This window comes from Synechococcus sp. L2F (assembly GCF_024345695.1).
In the GTDB taxonomy this organism is placed as follows: Bacteria; Cyanobacteriota; Cyanobacteriia; order PCC-6307; family Cyanobiaceae; genus MW101C3.
Window position 1 is genome coordinate 416675 of sequence record NZ_JAGQBP010000001.1, and the last position, 22091, is coordinate 438765.

27 protein-coding genes, 1 tRNA gene and 2 pseudogenes are annotated in these 22091 nt (G+C 63.9%); 14 read left to right on the top strand and 16 right to left on the bottom strand.

Annotation, left to right across the window (positions count from 1 at the left end; translation table 11 throughout):
* Nucleotides 1-170: 170 nt before the first annotated feature.
* The gene (locus KBZ19_RS02020) at nucleotides 171-698 is read right to left on the bottom strand and encodes a DUF2214 family protein (protein ID WP_094511067.1); all 528 of its coding nucleotides are present in this window, start codon (nucleotides 696-698) and stop codon (nucleotides 171-173) included.
* Nucleotides 699-970: 272 nt separating this feature from the next.
* On the opposite strand from KBZ19_RS02020, the gene KBZ19_RS02025 reads away from it, so the two are divergent.
* The 5 genes from KBZ19_RS02025 to KBZ19_RS02045 all read left to right on the top strand — a co-directional run bounded on the left by KBZ19_RS02025 (nucleotide 971) and on the right by KBZ19_RS02045 (nucleotide 3532).
* Entirely contained in the window at nucleotides 971-1894 is a 924-nt protein-coding gene (locus tag KBZ19_RS02025; RefSeq protein WP_255099575.1) for an RNA polymerase sigma factor RpoD/SigA, read from the top strand.
* 94 nt (nucleotides 1895-1988) lie between these two features.
* Nucleotides 1989-2414 (top strand): YkvA family protein, encoded by a 426-nt coding sequence (locus tag KBZ19_RS02030; RefSeq protein WP_233132810.1) that lies wholly within the window; start codon nucleotides 1989-1991, stop codon nucleotides 2412-2414.
* Nucleotides 2414-2719, top strand: coding sequence for a hypothetical protein (locus tag KBZ19_RS02035; RefSeq protein ID WP_094510920.1), 306 nt, complete (start codon nucleotides 2414-2416; stop codon nucleotides 2717-2719). Before KBZ19_RS02030 ends, KBZ19_RS02035 begins: the two co-directional genes overlap by 1 nt.
* Nucleotides 2720-2792: 73 nt before the next feature.
* A complete protein-coding gene (locus KBZ19_RS02040) occupies nucleotides 2793-3041 on the top strand; it encodes a hypothetical protein (protein ID WP_315855829.1) in 249 nt (82 codons plus the stop codon).
* Nucleotides 3041-3532: a phosphate-starvation-inducible PsiE family protein gene (locus KBZ19_RS02045; protein ID WP_255099577.1), complete on the top strand. Its 492-nt coding sequence runs from the start codon at nucleotides 3041-3043 to the stop codon at nucleotides 3530-3532. The genes KBZ19_RS02040 and KBZ19_RS02045 overlap by 1 nt, the downstream gene beginning before the upstream one ends.
* Here KBZ19_RS02045 and KBZ19_RS02050 read toward each other — a convergent pair.
* Both KBZ19_RS02050 and KBZ19_RS02055 read right to left on the bottom strand, forming a co-directional pair.
* Nucleotides 3474-4001, bottom strand: coding sequence for a Nif11 domain/cupin domain-containing protein (locus KBZ19_RS02050; RefSeq protein ID WP_255099578.1), 528 nt, complete (start codon nucleotides 3999-4001; stop codon nucleotides 3474-3476). The genes KBZ19_RS02045 and KBZ19_RS02050 overlap by 59 nt on opposite strands.
* Before the next feature lie 24 nt (nucleotides 4002-4025).
* Nucleotides 4026-4526: a GNAT family N-acetyltransferase gene (locus KBZ19_RS02055; RefSeq protein ID WP_255099579.1), complete on the bottom strand. Its 501-nt coding sequence runs from the start codon at nucleotides 4524-4526 to the stop codon at nucleotides 4026-4028.
* A gap of 390 nt (nucleotides 4527-4916) precedes the next feature.
* On the opposite strand from KBZ19_RS02055, the gene KBZ19_RS02060 reads away from it, so the two are divergent.
* Together KBZ19_RS02060 and KBZ19_RS02065 are read left to right on the top strand one after the other, a co-directional pair.
* The gene (locus tag KBZ19_RS02060; protein WP_094510925.1) at nucleotides 4917-5285 is read left to right on the top strand and encodes an AbrB family transcriptional regulator; all 369 of its coding nucleotides are present in this window, start codon (nucleotides 4917-4919) and stop codon (nucleotides 5283-5285) included.
* A 26-nt stretch (nucleotides 5286-5311) separates the two neighbouring features.
* Nucleotides 5312-5725 (top strand): c-type cytochrome, encoded by a 414-nt coding sequence (locus KBZ19_RS02065; protein WP_255099580.1) that lies wholly within the window; start codon nucleotides 5312-5314, stop codon nucleotides 5723-5725.
* Nucleotides 5726-5781: 56 nt separating this feature from the next.
* On the opposite strand, the gene KBZ19_RS02070 is transcribed toward KBZ19_RS02065, so the two are convergent.
* Both KBZ19_RS02070 and KBZ19_RS02075 read right to left on the bottom strand, forming a co-directional pair.
* On the bottom strand, nucleotides 5782-6054 hold the full coding sequence (locus KBZ19_RS02070; RefSeq protein ID WP_094510927.1) for a YciI family protein: 273 nt from the start codon (nucleotides 6052-6054) through the stop codon (nucleotides 5782-5784).
* Nucleotides 6055-6062: 8 nt separating this feature from the next.
* Nucleotides 6063-6248 (bottom strand): DUF2256 domain-containing protein, encoded by a 186-nt coding sequence (locus KBZ19_RS02075; protein ID WP_094510928.1) that lies wholly within the window; start codon nucleotides 6246-6248, stop codon nucleotides 6063-6065.
* A gap of 39 nt (nucleotides 6249-6287) precedes the next feature.
* On the opposite strand from KBZ19_RS02075, the gene KBZ19_RS02080 reads away from it, so the two are divergent.
* Nucleotides 6288-6518 carry a FeoA family protein gene (locus KBZ19_RS02080; protein WP_094510929.1) on the top strand — a complete coding sequence of 77 codons (231 nt, stop codon included), beginning with the start codon at nucleotides 6288-6290 and terminating at the stop codon, nucleotides 6516-6518.
* Between the two features lie 5 nt (nucleotides 6519-6523).
* Here KBZ19_RS02080 and feoB read toward each other — a convergent pair whose 3' ends face one another.
* Entirely contained in the window at nucleotides 6524-8374 is a 1851-nt protein-coding gene (feoB, locus tag KBZ19_RS02085) for a ferrous iron transport protein B (RefSeq protein ID WP_255099581.1), read from the bottom strand.
* Nucleotides 8375-8620: 246 nt separating this feature from the next.
* On the opposite strand from feoB, the gene KBZ19_RS02090 reads away from it, so the two are divergent.
* On the top strand, nucleotides 8621-9622 hold the full coding sequence (locus KBZ19_RS02090) for an NAD(P)-dependent alcohol dehydrogenase (RefSeq protein WP_255099582.1): 1002 nt from the start codon (nucleotides 8621-8623) through the stop codon (nucleotides 9620-9622).
* Nucleotides 9623-9638: 16 nt separating this feature from the next.
* Here the strand turns inward: KBZ19_RS02090 and KBZ19_RS02095 are convergent, their stop codons facing one another.
* The 4 genes from KBZ19_RS02095 to ndhL form a co-directional block, all read right to left on the bottom strand.
* Complete coding sequence (locus tag KBZ19_RS02095; protein ID WP_255099583.1) at nucleotides 9639-10286, bottom strand: DUF938 domain-containing protein; 648 nt, start codon at nucleotides 10284-10286, stop codon at nucleotides 9639-9641.
* Between the two features lie 11 nt (nucleotides 10287-10297).
* A complete protein-coding gene (gene trpA, locus KBZ19_RS02100; RefSeq protein WP_255099584.1) occupies nucleotides 10298-11140 on the bottom strand; it encodes a tryptophan synthase subunit alpha in 843 nt (280 codons plus the stop codon).
* A gap of 96 nt (nucleotides 11141-11236) precedes the next feature.
* Nucleotides 11237-11572, bottom strand: a complete 336-nt coding sequence (locus KBZ19_RS02105) for a DUF3007 family protein (RefSeq protein ID WP_094510934.1) — start codon at nucleotides 11570-11572, stop codon at nucleotides 11237-11239.
* A complete protein-coding gene (ndhL, locus tag KBZ19_RS02110; RefSeq protein ID WP_158217430.1) occupies nucleotides 11569-11817 on the bottom strand; it encodes an NAD(P)H-quinone oxidoreductase subunit L in 249 nt (82 codons plus the stop codon). Before ndhL ends, KBZ19_RS02105 begins: the two co-directional genes overlap by 4 nt.
* 41 nt (nucleotides 11818-11858) lie before the next feature.
* Between ndhL and KBZ19_RS02115 the strand changes: the two genes are divergently transcribed.
* Nucleotides 11859-11942, top strand: a tRNA-Leu gene (locus KBZ19_RS02115).
* 796 nt (nucleotides 11943-12738) lie between these two features.
* Here KBZ19_RS02115 and KBZ19_RS02120 read toward each other — a convergent pair.
* A pseudogene (locus KBZ19_RS02120) lies at nucleotides 12739-12978 on the bottom strand (IS5/IS1182 family transposase); the annotation flags it as partial.
* A gap of 270 nt (nucleotides 12979-13248) precedes the next feature.
* Between KBZ19_RS02120 and KBZ19_RS02125 the strand changes: the two are divergent.
* Entirely contained in the window at nucleotides 13249-14901 is a 1653-nt protein-coding gene (locus KBZ19_RS02125; RefSeq protein ID WP_255099586.1) for a mechanosensitive ion channel family protein, read from the top strand.
* Here KBZ19_RS02125 and KBZ19_RS02130 read toward each other — a convergent pair.
* Complete coding sequence (locus tag KBZ19_RS02130; RefSeq protein WP_255099587.1) at nucleotides 14834-15163, bottom strand: hypothetical protein; 330 nt, start codon at nucleotides 15161-15163, stop codon at nucleotides 14834-14836. The genes KBZ19_RS02125 and KBZ19_RS02130 overlap by 68 nt on opposite strands.
* A gap of 223 nt (nucleotides 15164-15386) precedes the next feature.
* On the opposite strand from KBZ19_RS02130, the gene KBZ19_RS02135 reads away from it, so the two are divergent.
* A complete protein-coding gene (locus tag KBZ19_RS02135; protein ID WP_255099588.1) occupies nucleotides 15387-15713 on the top strand; it encodes an AbrB family transcriptional regulator in 327 nt (108 codons plus the stop codon).
* Between the two features lie 147 nt (nucleotides 15714-15860).
* Here the strand turns inward: KBZ19_RS02135 and KBZ19_RS02140 are convergent.
* Nucleotides 15861-16160, bottom strand: a pseudogene (locus KBZ19_RS02140) (DUF4079 domain-containing protein); the annotation flags it as partial.
* A 456-nt stretch (nucleotides 16161-16616) separates the two neighbouring features.
* Here KBZ19_RS02140 and KBZ19_RS02145 point away from each other — a divergent pair.
* Complete coding sequence (locus tag KBZ19_RS02145; protein WP_255099589.1) at nucleotides 16617-16979, top strand: hypothetical protein; 363 nt, start codon at nucleotides 16617-16619, stop codon at nucleotides 16977-16979.
* A 967-nt stretch (nucleotides 16980-17946) separates the two neighbouring features.
* Here KBZ19_RS02145 and KBZ19_RS02150 read toward each other — a convergent pair.
* Nucleotides 17947-19266, bottom strand: coding sequence for a hypothetical protein (locus KBZ19_RS02150; RefSeq protein WP_255099590.1), 1320 nt, complete (start codon nucleotides 19264-19266; stop codon nucleotides 17947-17949).
* A 395-nt stretch (nucleotides 19267-19661) separates the two neighbouring features.
* Here KBZ19_RS02150 and KBZ19_RS02155 point away from each other — a divergent pair, with 395 nt between their 5' ends.
* Nucleotides 19662-20432 (top strand): sulfite exporter TauE/SafE family protein, encoded by a 771-nt coding sequence (locus tag KBZ19_RS02155; protein WP_094510939.1) that lies wholly within the window; start codon nucleotides 19662-19664, stop codon nucleotides 20430-20432.
* A 267-nt stretch (nucleotides 20433-20699) separates the two neighbouring features.
* On the opposite strand, the gene KBZ19_RS02160 is transcribed toward KBZ19_RS02155, so the two are convergent.
* Together KBZ19_RS02160 and KBZ19_RS02165 are read right to left on the bottom strand one after the other, a co-directional pair.
* Nucleotides 20700-21353 (bottom strand): pyridoxamine 5'-phosphate oxidase family protein, encoded by a 654-nt coding sequence (locus tag KBZ19_RS02160; RefSeq protein ID WP_255099591.1) that lies wholly within the window; start codon nucleotides 21351-21353, stop codon nucleotides 20700-20702.
* Nucleotides 21354-21355: 2 nt separating this feature from the next.
* Nucleotides 21356-21973: a glutathione S-transferase family protein gene (locus KBZ19_RS02165; protein ID WP_255099592.1), complete on the bottom strand. Its 618-nt coding sequence runs from the start codon at nucleotides 21971-21973 to the stop codon at nucleotides 21356-21358.
* Nucleotides 21974-22091 lie beyond the last annotated feature (118 nt).

A 22091-nucleotide genomic window follows, 5' to 3' on the forward strand; every position in this document is an offset into this window, starting at 1 on the left:
CCTCGCCCACTTGAACTGGAGGGAGATCCACCCGGGCTGCCCGCCACGACCCCGAATCCGGGAGGGGAAGAGCGGTGACCTGGCCGGCTGGCCAGACCAGGCAAGCAGCGAGCGCCTGGACCAGGAAGCGCCGCAGCCGGCAGGGCCGAAGCCGCACGGGACGCCCCGGCTCAGGCCGCCAGGCCCACGCCGCGGGCCATGAGGGTGGCCAGCAGTGGAATCAGCGCGAAGCCCACCAGCTCGATATTGAGGATCCAACGCAGACGGCCTGCCAGGGCCTCACTCACCTCGGGCAACTCCCCCTTGCGCAGCGGCAGGGCCCAGAGGATGTAGGTGATGGTGGGGTACAGGGAAAGGCCACCCACCGCGAGGTAAAGACCCACCTTCCACCAGAACACCGGGTTTTCGGTGTAGAAATCGGCCCCCTGGCCGTAATGCAGCACCCGCAGGATGCCGCTGAGCAGCAGGGTGAGCGCCGCAATGCCGTACACGATGTCGGTGATCACCAGGGTGGTGGCCACCTCCTTGCTGGGGTTCGCCCGGATCAGGCGCCGCTCCAGCACCAGTGCGCCGAAGCACAGCATCACGCTGATGTAGTGCAGATAGGCCACACCGGCACTGGGCAGCACGCCGGTGGGAAACACGAAGGCGGGCAGCGGGGCGAGGTGCGCAGAGAGGAGCGGTGCGAAGGCGAGCATCGCCAGTGGGTTCAAATCTGCGGGGACGGTAGCGGCCTGACGCCGCCGATCGCCCGCAACGCCAGGGCAAGCGGACGCAACGACAACTCAAGACGCAGCAGATCCGCCGCACCTTGCTGTACTTCGCCATCATTTAGAGGCAGATTCAGGTAGGGATAACGGAACGGAACAGCCCCATAATTGCCACTGGAACCTGAGAAACTGGAAGTCTTTCTATAGCTCCTCTTTTATCTTCAAAAGCACCGTAGGGTCGAAACAGATATCAGGAACATATGGCTAGCTCACTCAGTGCCTTTCTTGGCGAGATCGGCAGACATCAACTGCTCAGCCCCGCGCAGGAACTCATGCTGGGCCGCAAGGTTCAGGCCATGGTGGAGATCGAAGAACGTTGCGGCGCAAGCCGACGCAACGGCGAACCCACCCCGCTCACGAGCATCGAAACACGCACGGTCCGCTATGGAATGCGCGCCAAGGAGCAGATGATCGTCGCCAACCTGCGCCTGGTGGTGAACCTGGCCAAGCGCTACCAGGGCAAGGGCCTTGACCTGCTCGACCTGATCCAGGAGGGCACGATCGGCCTGGCGCGGGCGGTGGAGAAGTACGACCCCACCCGCGGCCACCGCTTCAGCACTTATGCCTATTGGTGGATTCGTCAGGGCCTGAACCGGGCCCTCTCCACCCAGAGCCGCATGATCCGGATTCCGGTGAATGTCAACGAGAAACTCACACGGCTGCGGGCCGCCAAGGCGCAGCTGCTGCAGCTCAATGGCCTGACGCCCACATCGCGCGAGCTGGCCGCCTGCATGGACATTCCCGTTGCCGATGTGGAAGAGCTGCTGGGCTGCGAACTGCGCAGTGTCACCGTGAGCCTGCAGGGCATTGTGAAATCAAAGGCGGATCCCTCCGAGCTGGTGGATGTGCTGCCCAGCAATGAAGTGCCACCGATGGAGCGGGCCGAGCAGGAGGAGCGGGCCGCCATCGCCTGGAACCTGCTCGAAGTGGCCCAGCTGACAGAACGGGAGCGCACGGTGGTGATCCTGCGCTTCGGCCTGGACGCACAGCACGAGTGGCGCACCCTTGCCGAAGTGGCACGCCAACTGGGCTGCAGCCGCGAATACTGCCGCCAGGTGGTGCAACGCGCCCTGCGCAAACTGCGCAAGGCCGGCACACAAGCAGGCTTGGCGGGCGTGGCCTAGGCCGTGATCACCGTCCTCTCCAGCAAGAAGTCCGCCCTGGAACTCTGGAAGCGTGGCCGCGATGATGAACAGATTCGGTGCTTGGGAGTGAGTGATGACGCCAGGAGAAGCCACCCCAGGCGACGCTGGTTTTGAATCTTCCGGCTTCAATGCCGATGGTTCCGGCGATGCCGACCGCACCGTGGATGCACAGGTGCTGGAAAGCAGCGTGGTGGATGAGGGGCTGCTGCAGCGGCTTCTGCGGCGCGCCGGCCGAGCGATCGCTCTGCCCGCACTGGAATGTCTGGAATTGCTGCTCGATGGCCAGACCCCGCCGCAGGTGCGCCTCACGATGCTGGCGGCACTCACCTACCTGCTGCTGCCCCTCGATCTCATCCCTGACTTCGTGCCAGTGGCCGGCTTCAGCGATGATCTGGTGGCGCTCACCGCCCTGCTGGGGCTCACCGGTAGCCACCTCACCCCGGATATCCGGTCACGGGCACGCCGCAAACTGGATCGCTGGTTCCCGCCCACCCGTTGATGGCCTCCTTCACCTCCCCGCAACTGGAGGATCTGCAGACCTTCCTGAAGGAATGGATGCGTCACCATGGCCGCACCCAGTCGGATCTGCGCCGGGCGTTGCGGGCCGGTTCCATCCGCATGCCCGTGCTGCTCGAAGAACTGCAGCGGCTGGAGCAGGAGGAGGGCTTGGCCCGGCTCGCCGCCCAGCTCTGCGCCATTGAGGAGCAGTGGCTGGGTGAGCAGCTGGAGGGCCGTCCGGATGAGCAGCTCGATGGACAGCTGGATCTGTTGCTGCAGGAAATCCTGCAGGACGGCGAGAACTGATCCCCGCAGGCAGAGTGGGAGCATTCACCTCCCTCCGATGCTGCCCCCCCGTCGTCCACCAACCGGCCCAGCCATGGGCCGATCGCTGATGTTGCTCGTCAGCGGCTCCCTGATCAGCTTCGGCAGCCTTGGCGCTGTCCCGGCCTTCGCCCAGCGCGAGGGCTACCTGCTGGGTCCGGGCAGCAACGTGGGTCCCGCCACCCGCATCGTGCCCACCAACTGCGTCACGGCGGCCGATGGCTCGGTCACCTGTGACACCAAGATCGAGAACCCTCCTGGCGACACGCGCGCCAAACCCCAGTTCACCCCCTTCGGTAACTGATGCGCTGGAGCCGTGGCAAAGCGGGAGACGAGGCCTTCCTCCATCTCGTTGACCGATTCGAGCGCCAACTTGCCAAGGTGCTCTCGTTGATTCTCTGCATCGTGCTGCTGGCGGCCGCCGTCCAGTTCGTCGGTGCGGTGATCCAACAATTCATTGATCCCAACACAGGCTGGCTGGGCGACGACCTGATCCGTCTGCTCGGCGATCTGCTCACGCTGCTGATCGCCCTCGAGGTGCTGCAGAACGTCACCGCCTACCTGCGCCATCACGTGGTGCAGATCGAGCTGGTGCTGATCACGGCGCTCACGGCCGTGGCGCGAAAGGTGATCGTGCTGCCTCCGGGCTCGGAAGACAAGCCGATGCTGCTGGTGGGTCTCGGCCTGGCCGTGCTGTCGCTGTCGGGGGGTTACTGGCTGGTGCGCCGCGCAGATATCACAACCCTGAACGCCAGTGCAACGCCAGCCAGAGCGTTCCCGGAGCAGGATCCGTAGCCTCCACCCGGTGCAGCCGTCCGGGGGCGATCCGCAGCGTGTCGCCAGCCACCAGCTCCCGGCAGGTGGGTTCATCGGCGAAGGCCAGGCGGGCACCACCGCGCAACACCAGCACCCACTCCTCCAGCGCCTGGCTCTGCCATTGCCCGGCAGGGGTGGACCAGGCGCAGGAATGGATCCGCTCCAGCCGTAGATCGGGGGTGTCTATCAGCAGATCCAGCCGCTCTTCACCCAGAAGCGGACAGGTGCTGACCAGCAGATTGTCGGCACCCGGAGCGGCAGGCGCCAGGTGTTCGCCCCAGCGGCGGCCGATCTCAAAGCCGCGGCGGCGGGCCAGTGCCACCACCTCGTGATGGCTGCTGCAATCGCGCAGGGCCTGCTCCACGTCGGGGTCGGCGTCGCTGAGGGCCACGAAGGCCACCAATTGGCTCACCTTGGCGCGGAACTGCTGCAGATCGCTTTCGGCCATGGACCCTGATGCTGAACCTGTCCATCATCCCGGCGGGGCGGAATCGAGGGTTTTGTGCATCAGCGAGCGCCGGAACGACACCCCTCCCAGTTCCAGATCCTCCATCGCCATCACCTGCCAGCCCTGGCGCTCAAACAGCGGACGGGAGATGAAGCTGGCCTCCGTGCGCAGGGAGGCCACCCCAGCGGTGCGGGCCAGGGCTTCGAGGGCCTGCAGCAGGGCGCCGGCCCGGCCCTGGCGGCAGGAACGGCCGCGGCAGTACAACAGCGAAACGCGATCCAGCGGCTCCAGCACGGCGAACGCCTCGATGGGCGGCACGGGATCGGTGCCGGAGGGTTCACCCTCACTCACCAAGCCGAATCCCCGCTCCAGAGTGAGCCTGAAGTCCGGGCGGTTGAGCGGCAGACCTGCCCAGGCCGCCACTTGTTGCGGGCTGTAAAGCGCAGGGGCCTGGGTGTGCACGGCATCGCGATACACCTCGATGGCGGCGGTGTGATCGTCGGGAGTGAGACGACGGATCAGCACGGCTGCAGCCTGGCAAAAGCGCCGTGCCTTAAAGCGAGGGGGAACGAAGTGTACATTCGCTGCAGCCATGGGTTTCGTTATCTTCCCAGTTATTCACCCATGCCTGAGTGTTGACGAGGAGAAGAGGACGAAGCTGCCATGCTGAAGCTGTGGGTTGGTGCCGGATCCGCAGCCGGCCGATGGACACCTCAGCACAAAGTGGCGGGCCTCCATCGGCATCACATGGCCACTGTTGACGGACCGGGGCGTACTCCCGAGGCGTTTCGAGGCGCTGATCTTTAAGCACGATCTGGCCAGCGTGAAATCGCAGAGTGAGGCGATGGTGATCGCATGCGATCGATCCATCGTGTAAGTTGTAGAGCGCAAGGCACGTACAACGGAGAAGATCTCATGATCAAAGGAGCAGATTTGCTGGCCAAGGTCAAGGAGATGGGCGACGTCGGGAAATCCGAAATCGTTCGCGCCTGTGGCTATGTTTCCACCAAGAAGGATGGCTCCGACCGCCTCAACTTCACAGCCTTCTATGAGGCGCTGCTGGAGGCCAAGGGTGTGGATCTGGGTGCCACCAGCAAGATGGGCAAAGGTGGCCGCAAGCTCAGCTACATCGCCACTGTGCAAGGCAATGGGAACCTGCTGATCGGCAAGGCCTACACCGCGATGCTGGATCTCAAACCCGGCGACGAATTCGAGATCAAGCTGGGCCGCAAGCAGATCCGGCTGATCCCCGCCGGCAGCGAAGATGTCGAGGCCGACGACTGATCCATCCGTCCCTGGCGCCGCCACCCATGCCACTTCCCTGCGCCCACCCCTCTGACCCCGGCCCCGCCGCCCTCAGGCGGCTCCGGCTGGTGGCCTGGCTTGTGGTTTTCGCCGTGATCCTGCTGGCCTGGTGGCCCCGTCCGGCCTGGGGAGACACCCCCACCCTGCAGGCCAGCGGCGCCCAGCTGTTCGAGAACCACTGCGTGGGGTGTCACATCAACGGCGGCAACATCCTGCGGCGCGGCAAAACCCTGAAGCTGGCCGCGCTGCAGCGCCAGGGCATCGACGGCCCCGACGCCATCGCCAGGATCGCCGCCACCGGCCAGGGCCAGATGAGCGGCTACGCCAAGGTGCTCGGCGACGGCGGCGACCAGCTGGTGGCGGCCTGGGTGTGGGAGCAGGCCCTGCGCGACTGGAAACCGGCCCCTCCCGTGGGCTGAAGGAACAGCGCGCTCAAGCGGCGAACGCAACCCCTCCTCGCTTCACGGTCGCAACGTCATCCGATCGCCTGGATCCACGGGTACACCTGCACCTCGGTCCAGATGCCCTCGCGGGCATACACATCGGCGTGCACCAGCGCTTCCACCTGCTCCAGGGCGTCCGCCTCATAGAGGCCGAACACATGGGTGCTGCCTTCGGTGGGTCCGAGCGTGAGCAGCACACCCTCCGCATGTTGGCGGTGCAGGCCGTCAAGGTGTTCCTGCCGAAAGGGGGTGCGCCGCGTGAGGGCGTCCTCGCAGTAGGTGCCCCAGAGCACGAATTTCGCCATCGCCGTGGTCAGCGGGTTGCAGGCTCCACTGTGCCGCCCCGCCGCCGCCGGCAACGCTCGGAGCAATACCGCACCTCCTCCCACACGGCGCTCCAGCGGCGGCGCCATTGGAACGGCCTGCCGCACACCGGGCAGATCTTGGTGGGGCGGTCACCACGCCGCGACGGCCGGTTGGCAGGCTGTTGTGCTGCCATCCCAGCTCCTACGTTGAACAACGCTTCCAGTCCACCACCATGACGCTGGCAACCGCGCCGATCGGTCAGGTCGTCGTGCTGGTCACGCTGCCCCAGCTCCCCTCCCTCCACGACCGCCTGCGGGCGATGGGATTGCGGCCGGGCTCCGAAGTGCAGGTGCTGCGCCGTGGCTTCCCCGGCGGTCTGCTGCATGTGCGTTGCGGGCAGGTGGAATTCATGCTGCGGCGCAGTGATGCTGCGGAGATGGCGATCCGACCGCTGGCTGCTTGATCCGCTCAGCCCAGACCAAGCAGCAGGCCGCCCTGATAGGTGAGCAGGGCCATCACCCAGGCCAGCGTGAACGACCAGGCCAGCGACACCAACACGAACACGCGGCTGCGCGATTCCTGCCACTGCACCGCCACCGTGGACAGGCACGGGGTGTAGAGCAGCGTGAACATCATGAAACTGACGGCCTGCAGCGGCGTGATCGCCTGCACCAACGCTCCGCCCAGGCCCGCCTGGCTGGTGGCATAGATCACCGCCATCGCCCCCAGCAGGATTTCCTTGGCCACGAAACCGAAGATCAGCGACACCGTGAGGGCGGGGTTCATGCCGATCGGCCCGAGCAGCGGCTGGAAGATGCGTCCGATCATTCCCGACAGTGACAGGCCGGAGAGCGGATCCACGCCCGGCGGCAGGTTGTTGAGCAGCCACACGGCGATCACGCCGATCACGATGAACTGGCGGGTGGTGAAGAAGAAATTCACCATCTGCTGCCAGGCGCGCTGCAGCATGGTGTCGAGGCTGGGGGTGCGGTATGGGGGCAGCTCGAGCACGAACCCTTCGCGGCCGCGGTACACGTGCTTGAACAGCAGTGCCGTGAGCACCGCCGCCACAAAGCTCATCACGTAGAAGCCGAACACCACCAGCCCCGCCGCCCACCAGGGGCGCACAAAAAAGGCGCCGGCCATGAACACGAACACCGCCAGCCGCGCCTGGCAGAGCGAGAACGGGATCACCAGCATCGACAGCAGCCGCCGGGGGCGGTCGCGGATCACCCGGGTGCCCATGATCGCCGGCACATTGCAGCCGAAGCCCATGATCTGCAGCACGAAGCTGCGGCCATCCATGCCGAGCCAGTGCATGAAGCCGTCCATCAGGAAGGCGGAGCGGGCCAGATAGCCCGAGTCTTCGATCAGGGAGATCATCAGATAGAAGAGGAAGATGATCGGCATGAAGCTCACCACCGTGGTGAGCCCGAGCCAGAGCCCATCGGTGGCCAGGTGCACGAGGAAGGTCGAGAGCCTCAGCGACTGCAGCAGCGGCAGCAGCAGCCGGGTTTCCAGTGCATCGGCGGCAGTGCCGAGCAGCTCCTGCAGTGGCGTGCCGATCGCGTAGATCGCCTGGAACATGGCCAGCATCACGACCAGGAACGCCAGCACCCCCACCGCCGGATGCAGCAGGAAGCGGTCGATCCGGTGGCTGAGCCGGTCGATCAGGCCATGCGGTGCCTGCACGCAGGCTGCTGACAACGCCTGCAGGCGCGCGTCGAGTGCATCGGGCTCGAGCCGGGCCGGGGGCGGGAAGGTGGTCGCCTCCAGGCGATGAATCTGATAAAGGAGATCCGGCACCCCGCGACCGCTGCGGGCACTGATCGGCACCACCGGCACCTGCAGGTCTTCACTGAGGCGGACCGCGTTCACCTTCACGCCGAAGCGCGCGGCTTCGTCGCTCATGTTGAGCGCCACGATGAACGGCAGTCCGATGGCGCGCAGCTCCAGGGCGAGGCGCAGCTGGGTGGCGGCGCGGCTGGTGTTGATCACCAGCACGATCAGATCCGGCGGGGCTGTGGCCAGATAGCGGCGCACGATCGCCTCGTCTTCGCTGCTGCCCTTGAGGTCATGGATGCCGGGCAGATCCACCAGTTGGTAATCGTTGCCGAAGGCATCGCTGGGCAGTTCACCGCGCAGCAGATCCACGGTGAGGCCCGGCCAGTTGGCCACATGGGCGCGGCCGCCGGTGAGCTTGTTGTAGAGGGTGGATTTGCCGGTGTTGGGCATGCCGATCAAGGCCACCTGGCGCACCCCGCCCGGCAGCGCCGCCGCCGAGCCGGGCGTATGGCAACCCTGGGTGATCGCAGGCATCCCCTCACGTTAGGAGCAGAAAACAAGGCGCAGCCCTCAGCGCGCGGAGGTAGGCGCCAACCAGACCATCGCGCCTCAGCTGGCGATCCAAAAGCAACCCGGACGACCCGCACGGCCCATCCACCAGCGATCCAGGCGGCCAGCGATCAGCACGCCAAGAGGCGAACCTGATGGCGATCCGGCCACGGCCGCTCCCAGGCCCGCGCAGATCGCCATGCTGGGGTCAACAACGCCAACGGACGCTCCATGCAGATCACCACCTGGCAGGCAGAAGCTGCCGGAGCCCCGCTGCAGCGCAGCAGCGCCGAGCTGTTGCCTCCAGGCCCCGGCGAAGCGCTGCTGGAGGTGCTGCACTGCGGCCTGTGCCACAGCGATCTGTCGATGCTCGACAACCACTGGGGGATCAGCAGCTATCCGCTGGTGGCCGGCCATGAGGCGGTGGGCCGGGTGGTGGCGGTGGGCGAAGGGGTGCCGGAAACGCTGATCGGCCAGCTGCGCGGCCTGGGCTGGATCGCCGGAAGCTGCAGCCACTGCGCCCTGTGCCTCGGGGGGGATCAGAACCTCTGCGCCGACCTGGAGGCGAGCGTGGTGGGCCGCAGCGGCGGCTTCGCCAGCCATGTGAAGGCCCAGCAGGACTGGCTGATCCCCATCCCCGACAGCCTCGATCCAGCCCTGGCGGGCCCGCTGTTCTGCGGCGGCATCACCGTGTTCGCGCCCCTGATCGACGAGGCCGTCTCCCCCACCGCCCATGTGGGCGTGATCGGCATCGGCGGGTTGGGCCACATGGCGCTGCAGTTCGCCCGAGCCTGGGGCTGCCAGGTGACCGCCATCACCACCAACCCCGCCAAGGCGGAGGAGGCGCGCGGCTTCGGGGCCCATGAGATCCAGCTGCTGGGCGATCTGGCCGCCACGCCGAACCGCTACGACCTGATCATCAACACCACCAACCAACCGCTGGATTGGGACGCGGTGGTGAACGCCCTGGCACCGAAGGGCCGGCTGCACCAGCTCGGTGTGACGCTGGAGCCCATCCCCTTCAATGTGTTCCCGTTCATCGCCGGACGGCGCCAGTTCACCGGCAGCCCCACCTCCTCACCCGCCAGCCTGCTGAAGATGATGGAGTTCTGCGCGCGGCACGGCATCCAACCCCAGGTGGAAAGCCTGCCCATGCACGAGATCAACACCGCCATCGCCCGGCTGCGCAGCGGCGACGTGCGCTACCGCTTCGTGCTCGACGGACCGGCCTGAGCCGGACGCCAGCGCCTCAGGCGCCGTCGGGAGCACGGCGGAACACCAGCAGGCGGTTATTGGCAGGAAGCCGCAGATCTGCGGCCGCCAGCAGACCCACCGCCCTGGCGCAGGCGAGCAGCTCCAAGCTGTCGCGCACCCCCATGGCGGGATCGATCGCGCGCAGGTGGGCGTCAAAGGCGGCATTGCTGGCGCTGGTGTGCACACCGCCGTCGTTGAAGGGGCCGTAAAGCAGAAACAGCCCACCCGCAGCTAGCACCCGGGCACTGCCGGCGAACAGAGCGGGCACGGCCGTCGCCGGCATGATGTGGGCGGTGTTGGCGCTGAACACCGCATCGAACGGACCGGCCGGCCAGTCAGGCTGGGTCACATCCAGCTGCAGCGGCGGCAGCAGCTGGCCGACGGCTGGCGCGCCGTCGGCGCTGGCGTGCGCCTGGCGCCGCCGCAGCCCCGGCAGGTGCTCAGGCCGGTCACTGAGTTGCCAGCGCACGGGCAGGTGCTGGCTGAAATGCACGCCGTGCTGGCCGGTGCCCGAGCCCACCTCCAGCAGCTGTGCACGCCGGTCGGGGGGCTGGGGCAGCCACGTGCGCAGCGCCTCCAGCAACGGCTGCTTGTTGCGCTCGCAGGCTTCGGAGAAGGGCAGATCGAGCGGCTGGGGGGGCATGGGCAGGGCGCTCAGCTGTCGAGGGCCTGACGCAGGCCGGTCAGATAGGCACCTGCCGCCGCCGGCACCGACTCCGCAGCGGACGCCGCCGCCGCCATCACCTTCACCAGCGCGCTGCCCACGATCGCGCCATCGGCGCCCCAATCGCGCACCTGGCGGGCCTGCTCCGGCCCGGAGATGCCGAAGCCCACGGCCACCGGCGTGGGCCCCATGGCCTTGAGTTGCTGCACCAGGCCGCCCACGCGCATTTCCATCGCCGCACGCACACCGGTGACCCCGGTGACGCTGACCAGATAGGTGAAGCCCCGGCTGGCGGCGGCGATGCGCCCCATGCGCTCGGATGGGGTGGTGGGGGCCACCAGCAGCACCAGATCAAGCCCCTCCGCCGCGGCGATCGGCGAGAGCCGCTCCGCTTCCTCCAACGGCAGATCCGGCACCACCAGGCCGGCGGCGCCGGCAGCGGCGGCCTCACGGCAGAAGGTTTCCATGCCGCGGTTGAGCAGCGGGTTGCTGTAGGTGAACAGCACCAGGGGGGTGGTGAGCTGACCGCGCAGGCCGGTGAGCATGTCGAGCACCTTGCCCGGCGTGGTGCCGGCGGAAAGGGCGCGGCTGGCGGCCGCCTGGATCACCGGGCCATCGGCCAGCGGATCGCTGTAGGGGATGCCCAGCTCGATCAGGTCGGCGCCGGCCTTCTGCAGGGCGAGCAGAGTGGCGGCGGTGGTGGCCAGATCCGGATCACCAGCCATCAGGAACGGCATCAAGGCGCAACGGCCCTGCGCCTGCAGCTGGCTGAACCGTGCCTGGATGGCCGTGGTGCCGCTGGCGGCGACATTGCTGGACGGGGTGGCGCTCATTCGGAGCCGAATCCTGCACGCTCTGGCCGTGAGCCTATGGGGTCGCTGGCAGGACGGCCCAGCAAGCCCTGGGCCCAATGCCTCAGCCGCGGTGGCTCAAAGGCTGGCGTCGTCCTTGAGCTGGCCGATCTCACGCAGCAGGCGTTCCTGCTCGGCAGGGCTGAGCGCGTCGAACTCCTTCTGCAGCTGCTCAGCAGTGATGGCGTCGTAACCGGCGCGGTACTGGCGGCGCTGCTCCATGAAGGTCATCTTGCCGGTGACCACCCGCAGCAGGTAGCTGCCCGTCCAGCCGAGCACGATCAGAATCAAGACCGCCTCAGCGGCGATGCCGGCCGAAAAGCCCTCGAAGCCGGCCGCCTTGAAGCCCCAGTAGCCGAGGCCACCGAGCCCGAACACGCCAAGGCCCAGCAGCAGTGCCTGGCCGCGCGTCATTCGCCCTGGCCGGCAAGCCTGAAGTTGAGGAAGGGTGAAAACACGATCATGCCCGGGAAGAACAGGAACACCAGGCCGTAGACGGCCGTGCGCTCGATCTTGCCCATCACCATCCAGCGCTTGTTCATCCAGAAGAAGAGGACCAGCGGCACCACCACCAGGTAGGCGCCGCCAAGCAGCAGGTAGGCACCGAGCACCAGCAGGGTGTCAAGCGGCAGGGTGCTGAGAAACCCGGGCAACGGCACGGAACAGGAAGCAGGGTGCGGCAAATCTAGGATCAGTCCGCGGGGGCATGGCGGAACCGGTAGACGCAGCGGACTTAAAATCCGCAGGCCGCAAGGCTGTGGGGGTTCAAGTCCCCCTGCCCCCATCGGTGAGAGAGGCCCGAAGGGAAGGTTTCCGGTGGAACACCGGCCTCTGGATTTTGGCAAGGGCTGTCATGGGTGTCACTTCGCTAGGCATTGAGATGTGCTGAAACGGCTTCAATCAGCGTTGAGCAAACTCCCAGCGGCTCTGACAACTGGAGCAAGTGGCTCAATACAAAAGATTAGCCGGTTGTTTTAGGGGATGGAATGCGATAGGCGCTAGAACCACTTGATTGGGATCTCGAAGCGCGTGCAACTGCTGAGTTCGCCCTGAAGCAGCAAAATCAGGTGACAAGGTTGCGGCATGCAATGGAACGCCCTCGCGACAAGTAAGCTTTTGCCAAGTCATACCACTAGAGACAATCGTGAGTAGAGAACCGACATCAAGGCATATTCCGATTGAGCACGATAAACCAACCGAAGGCTTTGGGACTGAACCGGGAAACACACACGCAGTATGGCATAATCACAGAAACCCACTGCTTTTATGCAGACAGTCATGGGAAACCCGATCAGCTCAGAAGTAGTCGCCGGTGGATTTGCTCTTGCTGGGGCTCTTCTCGGAGGATTAATCAGCTATGCAACCACCAGGGCTGAGCAGCGATGGGCACGCGCAGAGCGCAACATCGCCAAGCTCTGCGACCAAGTCTCAGCCTATTACCAGCTTGAGCAACTTTACAAGGAAGAATTGGCTCGTCTCGATCCAGAGAGGCGAAGCGCAAAAACGATTATGGAGGACATGCGCACTAGAGTTACTCAATCTGGTGATTTCGAGCGACCAAACATCACTTCACTCGCCGCTAGAACGATTCGACGCGAGTGGACATAGATGGCCTGCAGCAACAAGGCCAGCAGGAGTTGCTCCGGCGGAATTGAGGGGGGCCCTGCCTCGGGATAGAGCTTGCTGAAGGTGGGATTGAGGCGATCCAGCGCCTGATCCCCCAGTCGCCGCACCTGCCGCAGATGATGGGCGTTGGGGATCCGCTCCTCCGTGGAGACATAGGAGAACAGAGGGCCGGTTCTCTCCTGGTGGCCGCGCATCCGCTCAGTGCCGTTGGGCCATTCTCCCGCGGCTGGATGGGATTTTCAGCAGCCTCCTCGTGCGGCAGCGGGGATAGGCCTGCGGGGAGAGAGCCTGCTGCGCAGCTGCGAAACCAGGACACCGGCCCAGACTTGCCAGGGCGGGGCTTCAAGCGATGGGAACCTAATCAGGAAGGGGTTGATAAGGTCCGTTGACGTTCTGGACGAAGCATCGTGGGACAGTCAGAGCCCTGGGTCCTTCGCTCCCGCTGGTTCCGTTGTCTTCTGCATTTGCTGGCCGCTCTGCTGGCGACGCAGCTGCTGGTGGCGGCCCCCCTGGCCCGCGCGGGTGACGCCCCGACTCCTGCCTCCGCTTCCGCCCAGAAGGCCACTCCCCCACCGGCCTACATCGAACTGGATGGCCGCCGGGTGCTGGAGATCCGGGCCGGTGTCGGCGCCCAGAGCCCTGCGCAGATGGCGCGGCGTGGCAGCCAACGGCTGGCCGAGCTGGCCGCCAACTACTCGATCGAGCCCACCCAGATCGTCGTACAGGAGGACCCGCCTTACACCACCATCGGTCTGATGAAGGGCGGCGTGTTTGAGCCCAGGATCTCGGTGGATGACCGCAACGCGGCCCGCTTTCAGCTCAGTCGTCAGCAGCTGGCCCAGCGCTACCTGGAGCAGATTCGCGCGGCGATCGTGCGCTACCGCCAAACCCACCGGCGCTCAGACTGGCTGCGGGGCACCGCTCTGGCCCTGCTCGCCCTTGGCCTTTACATCCTCTGGCTGAGGGGCCAGATGGCCTTGAACCGCCGCCTGGGGCGCTGGATCAACGACCCCGCCAACCACCGGATCCGGGGACTGCAGGTGGGCGGCAACCAGTGGCTCACCGCTGATCAGGAGCGCAGCCTCCTCGATCCCTTGCGCCGGATCGTGCACGGGGCCGTTCTGCTGCTGGTCAGTTATCTCTCCATCCCCCTGTTTCTCGGGCTGTTCCCCCCCACCCAGGCCATCTCCGAAACCCTGCGGGGCCAGATCACTGGCCTGGTGGTGGGCGGTGCACAGGCCGTGACCAAGGCCATCCCCGACCTGATCTCCGTGATGGTGATCCTCGGCCTCTCGGTGCTGCTGATGCGGGCCAGCAATGCCTGGTTCCGGGCGGTGGAGCTGGGCAAGCTGCGTCTGCGCTGGTTCTATCCCGAATGGGCCCGGCCCACAGCCCGGCTGGTGGGGATCGGCATCCTGCTGCTCGGTGTGGTGCTGGCCTACCCCTACATCCCAGGAGCCAACAGCAAGGCCTTCCAGGGGGCTGGCCTGTTCGTGGGGGTGCTGGCAGCCCTGGGCTCGAGTGCCGTGGCCGCCAACCTGATCGGCGGGCTGATGCTCACCTACACCCGGGCCTACCAGGAAGGCGACCGGGTCAACATCAACGGCACCGTCGGCATCGTTCACGACTCCGCCCTGTTGGTGACCCGCCTGCGCACGCCCCACAATGAGGTGGTGAGCATCCCCAACGCCACTGTGCTGGGGGCCTCGATCGTCAATTACAGCCTGGCCCGCCGGGAGATCGCTGAGCCGGTGGTGATCGCCACCACCGTCACCATTGGCTACGACGTGCCCTGGCGCCAGGTTCACCGGCTGATGCTGGAGGCGGCCAGCGCCACCTCAGGCATCAGCCGGGAGATGCCCCCATTCGTGCTCCAGACCTCACTGAACGACTTCCACATCAGCTATGAACTCAACGCCTACGTAGAAGATGTGGACACGTACCGCAGCACCCTTTCGGATCTGCTGGGGGCCGTCCAGGATCAGTTCGCCGAGGCCGGGGTCGAGATCCTTTCGCCGGGGTACCACGCCATGCGCGATGGCAACGGCCTCACTGTGCCCCCCTGGCCGCCTGGGAGCTTCGGCACACCGACCCGCACTCCGCCTGCCGCCGGTTGACGGCTCGAGCCAGCTGCAGCTGGCCTCTGCGCCAGCGGAGGAAGGGAATCAAAAGCAGCACGACGACCAGCAGGTAGGCCAGAACGCCGAGCTTCAGACCGGCCATCCCGGCGCCGTAGGTGGAGGCGGACAGCAGGGCCAGGCCTTTGTGTATCGCGAGTACCTCGAAGGCTGTGATGCTGCGGCCTATCTGGATCGAGAGAAGCCAGCAGACCTTCCCGCCTTGGAGACTGGAAAGCACCTGGTGGAATTCAGCGACCATGGGATTGGCGAGCTGCTCTGAGGGGAGGCACCAAAAGCACCGGAGCATCACAGCGACGACCCGCGAGCCTGACGATCATTAACCCTGACCCGTGGTCAGGAGCTCCCTCATGGTCAGGACGTCGTTTGAGGTATGCGGAGGTTGGTTCGTGGAAGCGCGGCCAGCAACTTCTGCGGGACGGCCACACCTACCTCGACGGTGATGGTGATGGTGATGGCGAGGCTTGCGAACCTCAAAGTCGGATCTGGTGCGAGCCGCCGGTTATGTGAGCACCAAGAAGGACGGCAATGAACGGCTGAACTTCACGGCCTTTTATGCGGCGCTGCTGGAGGCAAAGGGGGTCAGTCTCGGGGAGGGGACTGGCACCAGCAAAGGCAAGGCCGGCCGCTCCTTGAGCTATGTGGCCACTGTGCAGGGCAACGGCAACCTGCTGATCGGCAAGGCCTACACCGCCATGCTCGAACTCCAGCCCGGCAATGAATTCGAGATCAAGCTGGGTCGCAAGCAGATCCGCCTGGTGCCTGTCGGTGGGTCTGACGACGAGGAGTGAACGCGTTGAACCCGTTGGTTGCATGGATGCAGGGTCCATCCCCTGGCCGTGTCTCTCAGCTCGATCGCTCTGCTGACCCCTTGCGCTCATGCTTCTCCTGGTTTCCCTTCCTGAGGATGCCGGCCACAAGGAATCTGCAACGATCCCTCAGGAAGGTGACACCCCCGAAGCAGGTGGCGAACAGGTTCTCGCCTGGTAGTCACAGGCGTAGATCGTCGGCTTTTGCCAGCTGAGCGGGATCTCCAACAGATCCCGGGGTCCACTGATCCCTTGGGCCAGAAAGATCAGCGTGGCCAGCACGTTGGCACTGACATGCAACCGGCGCCAACGCAGGTGCTTGTGGATCTCAGGACGGCAGGCCACAGAGACCAGCATCAGGCCCGTGAGCCCGATGCCGCCCCAGAAGTGCGACTGCCAGAAGGCCAGGCCGAACGGATTGTCGCTGAGACCGCGTTTGCCACTGCCCGACCCCACCGCCTGCTGAGGGAGCGCGAAGATCTGATCCGGGTGCTCAGTGAGGACCCTGACCACTTCAGCATGGCTAGGGGCTGCTGATGACGACCAGCGTTACGAGTGAAACGTCTTGGCCTGAAGCGCGCTTCCTATCCAGTTCCAGCAGCTTCCACAGTGGCCAATGAAATCCTTTCTTGATTGTGGACTCTTGCATTCCATTCCAGTCGTGAATAGTGTGGCTTTCGTAAAAGCGAAGCACGTTGGCCAAGAGACTTCTTTGGACTTTGGCGACGCCTTCAGAGCTGCTTCGGTGCACGCATGACTGATGAAAACGCGCTGATTGCAAGGGCATTGCAAATCTGGGCATCAATATGCCGGCACTCTTGGACGTGTTCGCACGATCGGAGACTGCGAACTATATTAGGATTGCAAAGACTTAAAACCAGTGCAATGAGCCTAGCCAAGATGTCAGCGAAAACGCCAATGAACCGCTTACACTTTGATGAAAAGCTTAGACATTGGCTAACAGAGAAAGAGGATCGAATCGGTGACACCAAATACGGAGGTACGGCTTGGCTCTGGGTTGTATCCCGGTCAGGCGAACTCTGTCACTTGAATGCTGGAACGAAGCAATCTGGAGTCAAGCAGTACATCGCTTTGCTTGATGTGATGGGTGAGGCATTGGAGTGGGTGCCTGTACAAAGCGCAAAAGGTTCGCTGAAAAAGTTGGCCTTTGGCCCCGACTTGGAAGTTATTCCCGGGTTCTACCTTTACCTCAAGAAACCTCGGGTAGCCGCTGCTGTTATGCCCTGAGGGCGCGATTATCTGGCTCCTACAGGCCCGCCAAACCCCACCCCGATGATCCACCGGCACCCCATCAACCTTCACTGAGCTCGGGGATGGGTGCAGCAACCGGCAAGGGCTGACGCGAGGACCCGAGGGTCCTCCTGCCTGACTTGCAGCAGCCGCTGGGTGGGGATGGTGTTCTACGTCGTTGCTGCCATGGAGCCGACGTCTCCACGCCAACCTGCATCCACCGACGCTCAACTGGCCGCCACGATCGAGGCCTGGCAAGTTGCCTGTGCCCAAGGCTGGTAAGAGCCTGAGCCGGAGTGCCTCCAGGCTGAACCCCGCTTCCTGCCACCGACCAGGGCCTGGTGGGTTCGGCCTGGGATAGCTGGTCCTCCAACCCCTATCTGGTCCGCCAGCAGGTGGAGGAGCAGCCGGGCTTCTATCCCTTTGAGGAGCCCTGAGGCGGCAGTTTCATGCCCGCTGCGCCAGATACCGCAGGCCGTCACGCGGTGGGCAGGGTGTTCGTTGGCTGCGCCTTTCGGTCTGCGGCCGGGTCTTTCAAGGGCTGACGCGAGGGTCTGCGCCCCTTTGTCAAACCCGGACCAGGGTGGCGGGAGCGGTGTTCTTTGGCGCCTCAGGCATGAAAAACCGCTCGTTCAAGATCACCTGCTGGGGGTGGCTCTACCGCCACACGCGTCACCTGCGCTGGTTGGTGGCATTGACCTGGACCCGCAATCCTTTCCTCGCCGGCTCGCCATCGAGCTGGAACTGCGCCGCTGCGAAGGCAACTGGAAGCTGCCCTAGCGACCTCTGGCGGAACCCCTTGATGAGGGGCCTGCTGGAGACCCGCGCCTGCGGGGCCCACTAGCGCCAGTCTTGTAGCGCCAATCTTGGCTTGACAATAACAATTCTCGAGAGCTTACATGCCCATTGCCAAAATGAGCCTGACCAATAGAGAGACGGTGACAGAATTAACGTGGAAAGATGATTAGTAACTGCAATTGGCAACTGAATATTTATTATTGCTGGCATTCGCCCTACCTGCTTCATAGTCACATTTCATGATGGCGTTCTTCCTTCGCGGGATGTTGATTGCACTAGGATTGTTTCGAAATACCTGAGTCATGAGATCCGCGAACGCACCAGTTTTCAACGAAATGAAGCTCTTCCCGCCACGTCTGCTTTTCCCCATCATTTCTTTCGAGTTAAATCGGACAAAGGCAATCGTTCCCTTGCTGGGATCAATCTGGACTGCCCAAAAGATGCCGTACAGCAGCGCATTGACATCAATGATGGGTACATTAACTCTGTTGCGATTGTAGATCTCCTGTTTCCAGTTTCTAAGGTCATCCCATGTGTTACTGGCGTCACAGTGGCCGTTGAGCTTCTCGGGTGAGCTGCGGTTGTCACATCCGTAGTGTCCATGGATAACAGCAGCGATGTTCATGTCTGCTGCAACTTGCTCAAACTCTGGTGACATTGTGCCATCTAACCTGTGGGAAAAGAGGATTACCGGTAGGTCTAGGCGTCCTTCACTGGATAGCTTATCTCGAATTCTTTTGAGGTACCTCGTAGAGGTCGTCGAGTAAAGCTCGTTGTGCAGCTGGACCAAGAGAACACCCGGTTTCGGATTTGGTGTACTCCAGAAATTCAAGTTGAATGAGAAGTTATATGTTGGCTTATTGAGCTCAATCGCGTAGTAATAGGCATCCTCATTCATGCAGTACCAAGCATCACCGTATCCGAAGGAGCCGCAACTCGTCAGCATATTGTTATACCTGCCATCCTTAAGGGAAGTAGCGGCTCTCCAGATAATGTCATCCTGAGAAGGTTTTTCTTCATTGTCAATCTGACTAAGGAATAGATCGTAGACACGCCAGCCTAAAAATCTAGGGGCAACAAAGTTATGCCCCTCAATCTCCGGCAAGCTCATTGGCTTGGCCCGGTCGTCGGAAGCAAGGGAGCCCATATGGTACAAACCTCGTGGACTGTCGAAACTCACCCAGTCATCAGCGAAGTTATCGTTATCATGATTGCCAAGGCCATCAAATACCTTGATGCCGAGTTTCTCGATTGGGAGATGGAATACTTCGCCGTATTTTCGGGCTTTGTCGGGTTTGTCGTGGGACAGATCACCAGCAACAACGAGGACCTTGCTACAGTCCGTGCAATGATTCAACATACGGGCTGCGCGCAAGCCTGTTTCAGTGGCTAGGGCATCATCACCAAAACTGTACTGTGGATCCGCACCGACGAAGAAGGTGATCGGTTCGGCCTTGGCGGTTGCATGAAGCAGGCCGAGCGCCATGGCGAGGAGAACAACGGACTTCCTCAGTTCCAAATCTTCTCCTTTTTAATACTTTCTCATTTTAGCAGATTATTGATTCTGTACTCTCAGCTACACGTTCCCTTGATTCTTGCTGGAGCAAGTCGAGGAACTGCCGGGCTTTGACTCCTACGAGCTCAACTGAGGATCAAGCCAACGCGTTGGTTACAGCTGCGGTTCCATGGCCGCTGCGCCCGATATCGCAGGCCGTCACGCGGTAGGCAGGGTGTTCGTTGGCTGCACCTCTGGATCTGCAGCCAGGTCCGCCAAGGGTTTTGCATGGACAAGCGGCTCCCTTGACGGACCCGGCCACGGGATGCGAAAGCCTCCCAGCCCACAGGAGCCAGACTCCAGGCAGCGATTGCTGACCTCGGCGAATGACTGGTTGGATGGACTACAGCCTCGTCAGCCTGGCCGGGGCCGTCTGTGCCTTTCTGAACACCCTGGCCTCCAGCGGGTCTGCGGTGAGCCTGCCGATGCTGATCTCCCTGGGCATGGATCCGGAGATGGCCAACGCCACCAACCGCCTGCCGGTGATCGTGGGCTGCACCACGGCCGTTGCCACCTTCGCGCAAGCCGGTGCCCTGCCCTGGCGGATGGCCCTGCGGGTGGCCGGCCCGGCGACGCTCGGCAGTGTGGCTGGTGCCTTGCTGGCCGATGCGATACCGGCGCGGAATCTGGGGCTGGCGATCACGGCTGCCGTACTGGTGGCCCTGATCCTCCTGTTCACCAAACTGAAGGCCGCCCTGAACCAGCCGCCCCAGGAATCGGCCCGGTTCAGTCTCAAGGAAGCGCTGATCTTCTTCGGCATCGGCACCTGGGTGGGGTTCATCGTGCTCGACGGCGCCACTTACCTTCTCCTGGCTCTCGTGCTTGTGGTGCGCCTCCCCCTCACGGCGGCCAACGCCGTCAAGAACCTGGTACTGATTCCAACCACCCTGGTGTCTCTGCTGGTGTTTGCCCGCGATGGCCATGTGGCCTGGCTGCCCGGCGGCGCCATGGCATTCGGCAGCATCGGCGGCGGCATGCTGGCTGCTCGCCTCGCCCTGTTGCCGGCCGCCCGGGTCTGGGTGTTTCGCCTGTTGGTGGTGGTGATCGCAGGGGAACTGATCCAGATCAGCCAGCACTTCCTGCACCGCCCTGCCTGAAGCCTGGTCGTCTAGCTCTGCAGCGCGCCCAGGTTGATGCTCCCGCCCGTGGCGCGGGTTGGTATCGAGCAGCTCAAGGGGCAAGCCATGCTGGGCTGGTCCAGGTGGGTGTTTGGCTTCTGAGCAACCGGCACAACACAAGGACGATTGAGGTGAAGTGGCACTGCAGAGGCCATTGTCCGTGACGTTGTTGAGTGAGCGAGAAGCACCGCTCACCGATGGGCCAGTGGCTGGACGGCCATGTTGCCGGCAGTCATCGTGGCGCCATCAGCCATCCCGGAGTTCCTCTCCTTGTTGGCCTTGATCCCTTGCGGGGCGTTGACGTTCAAGCAGTTGCTGCTCAAGGGTGGCGATGTGCTCGCGCAGAGCCCGTTCCCGCTCCTCCACGTCTGTTGCCGTGAAGCGGGGCGTGATGAATTGGGGGCAGTTCCAGTCGAAGGCCACCACCTTGAGGCGAAACAGGCGCTCCACTGCACCGGCCTCAGCATCCTGCGCCCGCAACCACGTCGCCTGGTTTGGCGCTGGATGCACGTGAAGTGGAACCACTTCAGCCTCAGCATCGATTTTGAGCCGTCGCCTGGCGCCGTAATCCATCAGGAACAGGGCCACTCGCGGATCGGCTCGCACATGACCGGTGGAGAGCAGTTGCCTGTTGCCGGCGTAATCGGCAAATCCCAGGGTGCGCTCATCAATCACCCGCAGGAAGCCCACCGGCCCACCTCGGTGCTGGATGTAGGGAGCACCCGATTCGGTGAGGCTGGCGAGATAGAAACTGTCGCGGGCACGGATGAAGGCGACCTCCCGTGCCCCCAGCCGATCTGGTTGCGGTGCCATCGGGCCAGCCTGGCTCTGCCCGTAGGCCTGAAGCTGCGCCGCTGCCACCGCTGGAGTGAGATGGCGATGCAGGTAGTGCTCGGTCATGGCTACAGGCTCAGCTCCGCATCAAGGCCAGCGATCGGGGCATAGCCCGGCAGCGCCTGAATCCGCCGGATCCAGGCCAGGACATTGGGATAGGGCGTGAGATCGATCCCCCCCTCTCCTGCCAAAGCGATGTAGGGGAACACGGCGATGTCCGCGATCGTCGGCCGTTCCAGCTCCAGCCACTGGCGATCGCTCAGGTGCCGGTCGAGTTGTCCGAGGATGAAGCTGGACTTCTCCTGGGCGTGCTCGATCGAAAGGCTTTTCACCCCGAAGCGGTGAAACAGCCGGGCGTTTTCGGGGCCTTGCCGTACCTCACCGGCGGCCGTGGAGAGCCAGCGCACCACCTTGGCCTGCTCGTAAGGGTCGACGGGAAGCCACTGACCATCCCCTTGTCGGGCTGCCAGGTAGTAAAGGATCGCCTGGGCGTCGGAAAGGGTGCTGGCCCCCTCTTCCAGAACGGGTACCTGGCCGAAGGGGTTGAGCGCCAGGAAGGGGGGTTGCTTGTGTTCTCCCTTCATCAGATCGACACGCACCCACTCGTAGGGCACGCCAAGAAGGTCGAGCAGGAGGCGCACCTTGGCGCTGTTGCCGGAGAGTTCATGGCCGTGGAGACGAAGCATGGTGAAGCGAGCAGTGGGGTGGAGGCGCGCGCAGAAGCAGGGGAGAGGCAAGGCCCCGAAACAGAACCGAAACCCGGCCCGCCGGAAGTAGACCGACCTGTCTGAACACCAGAAAGTT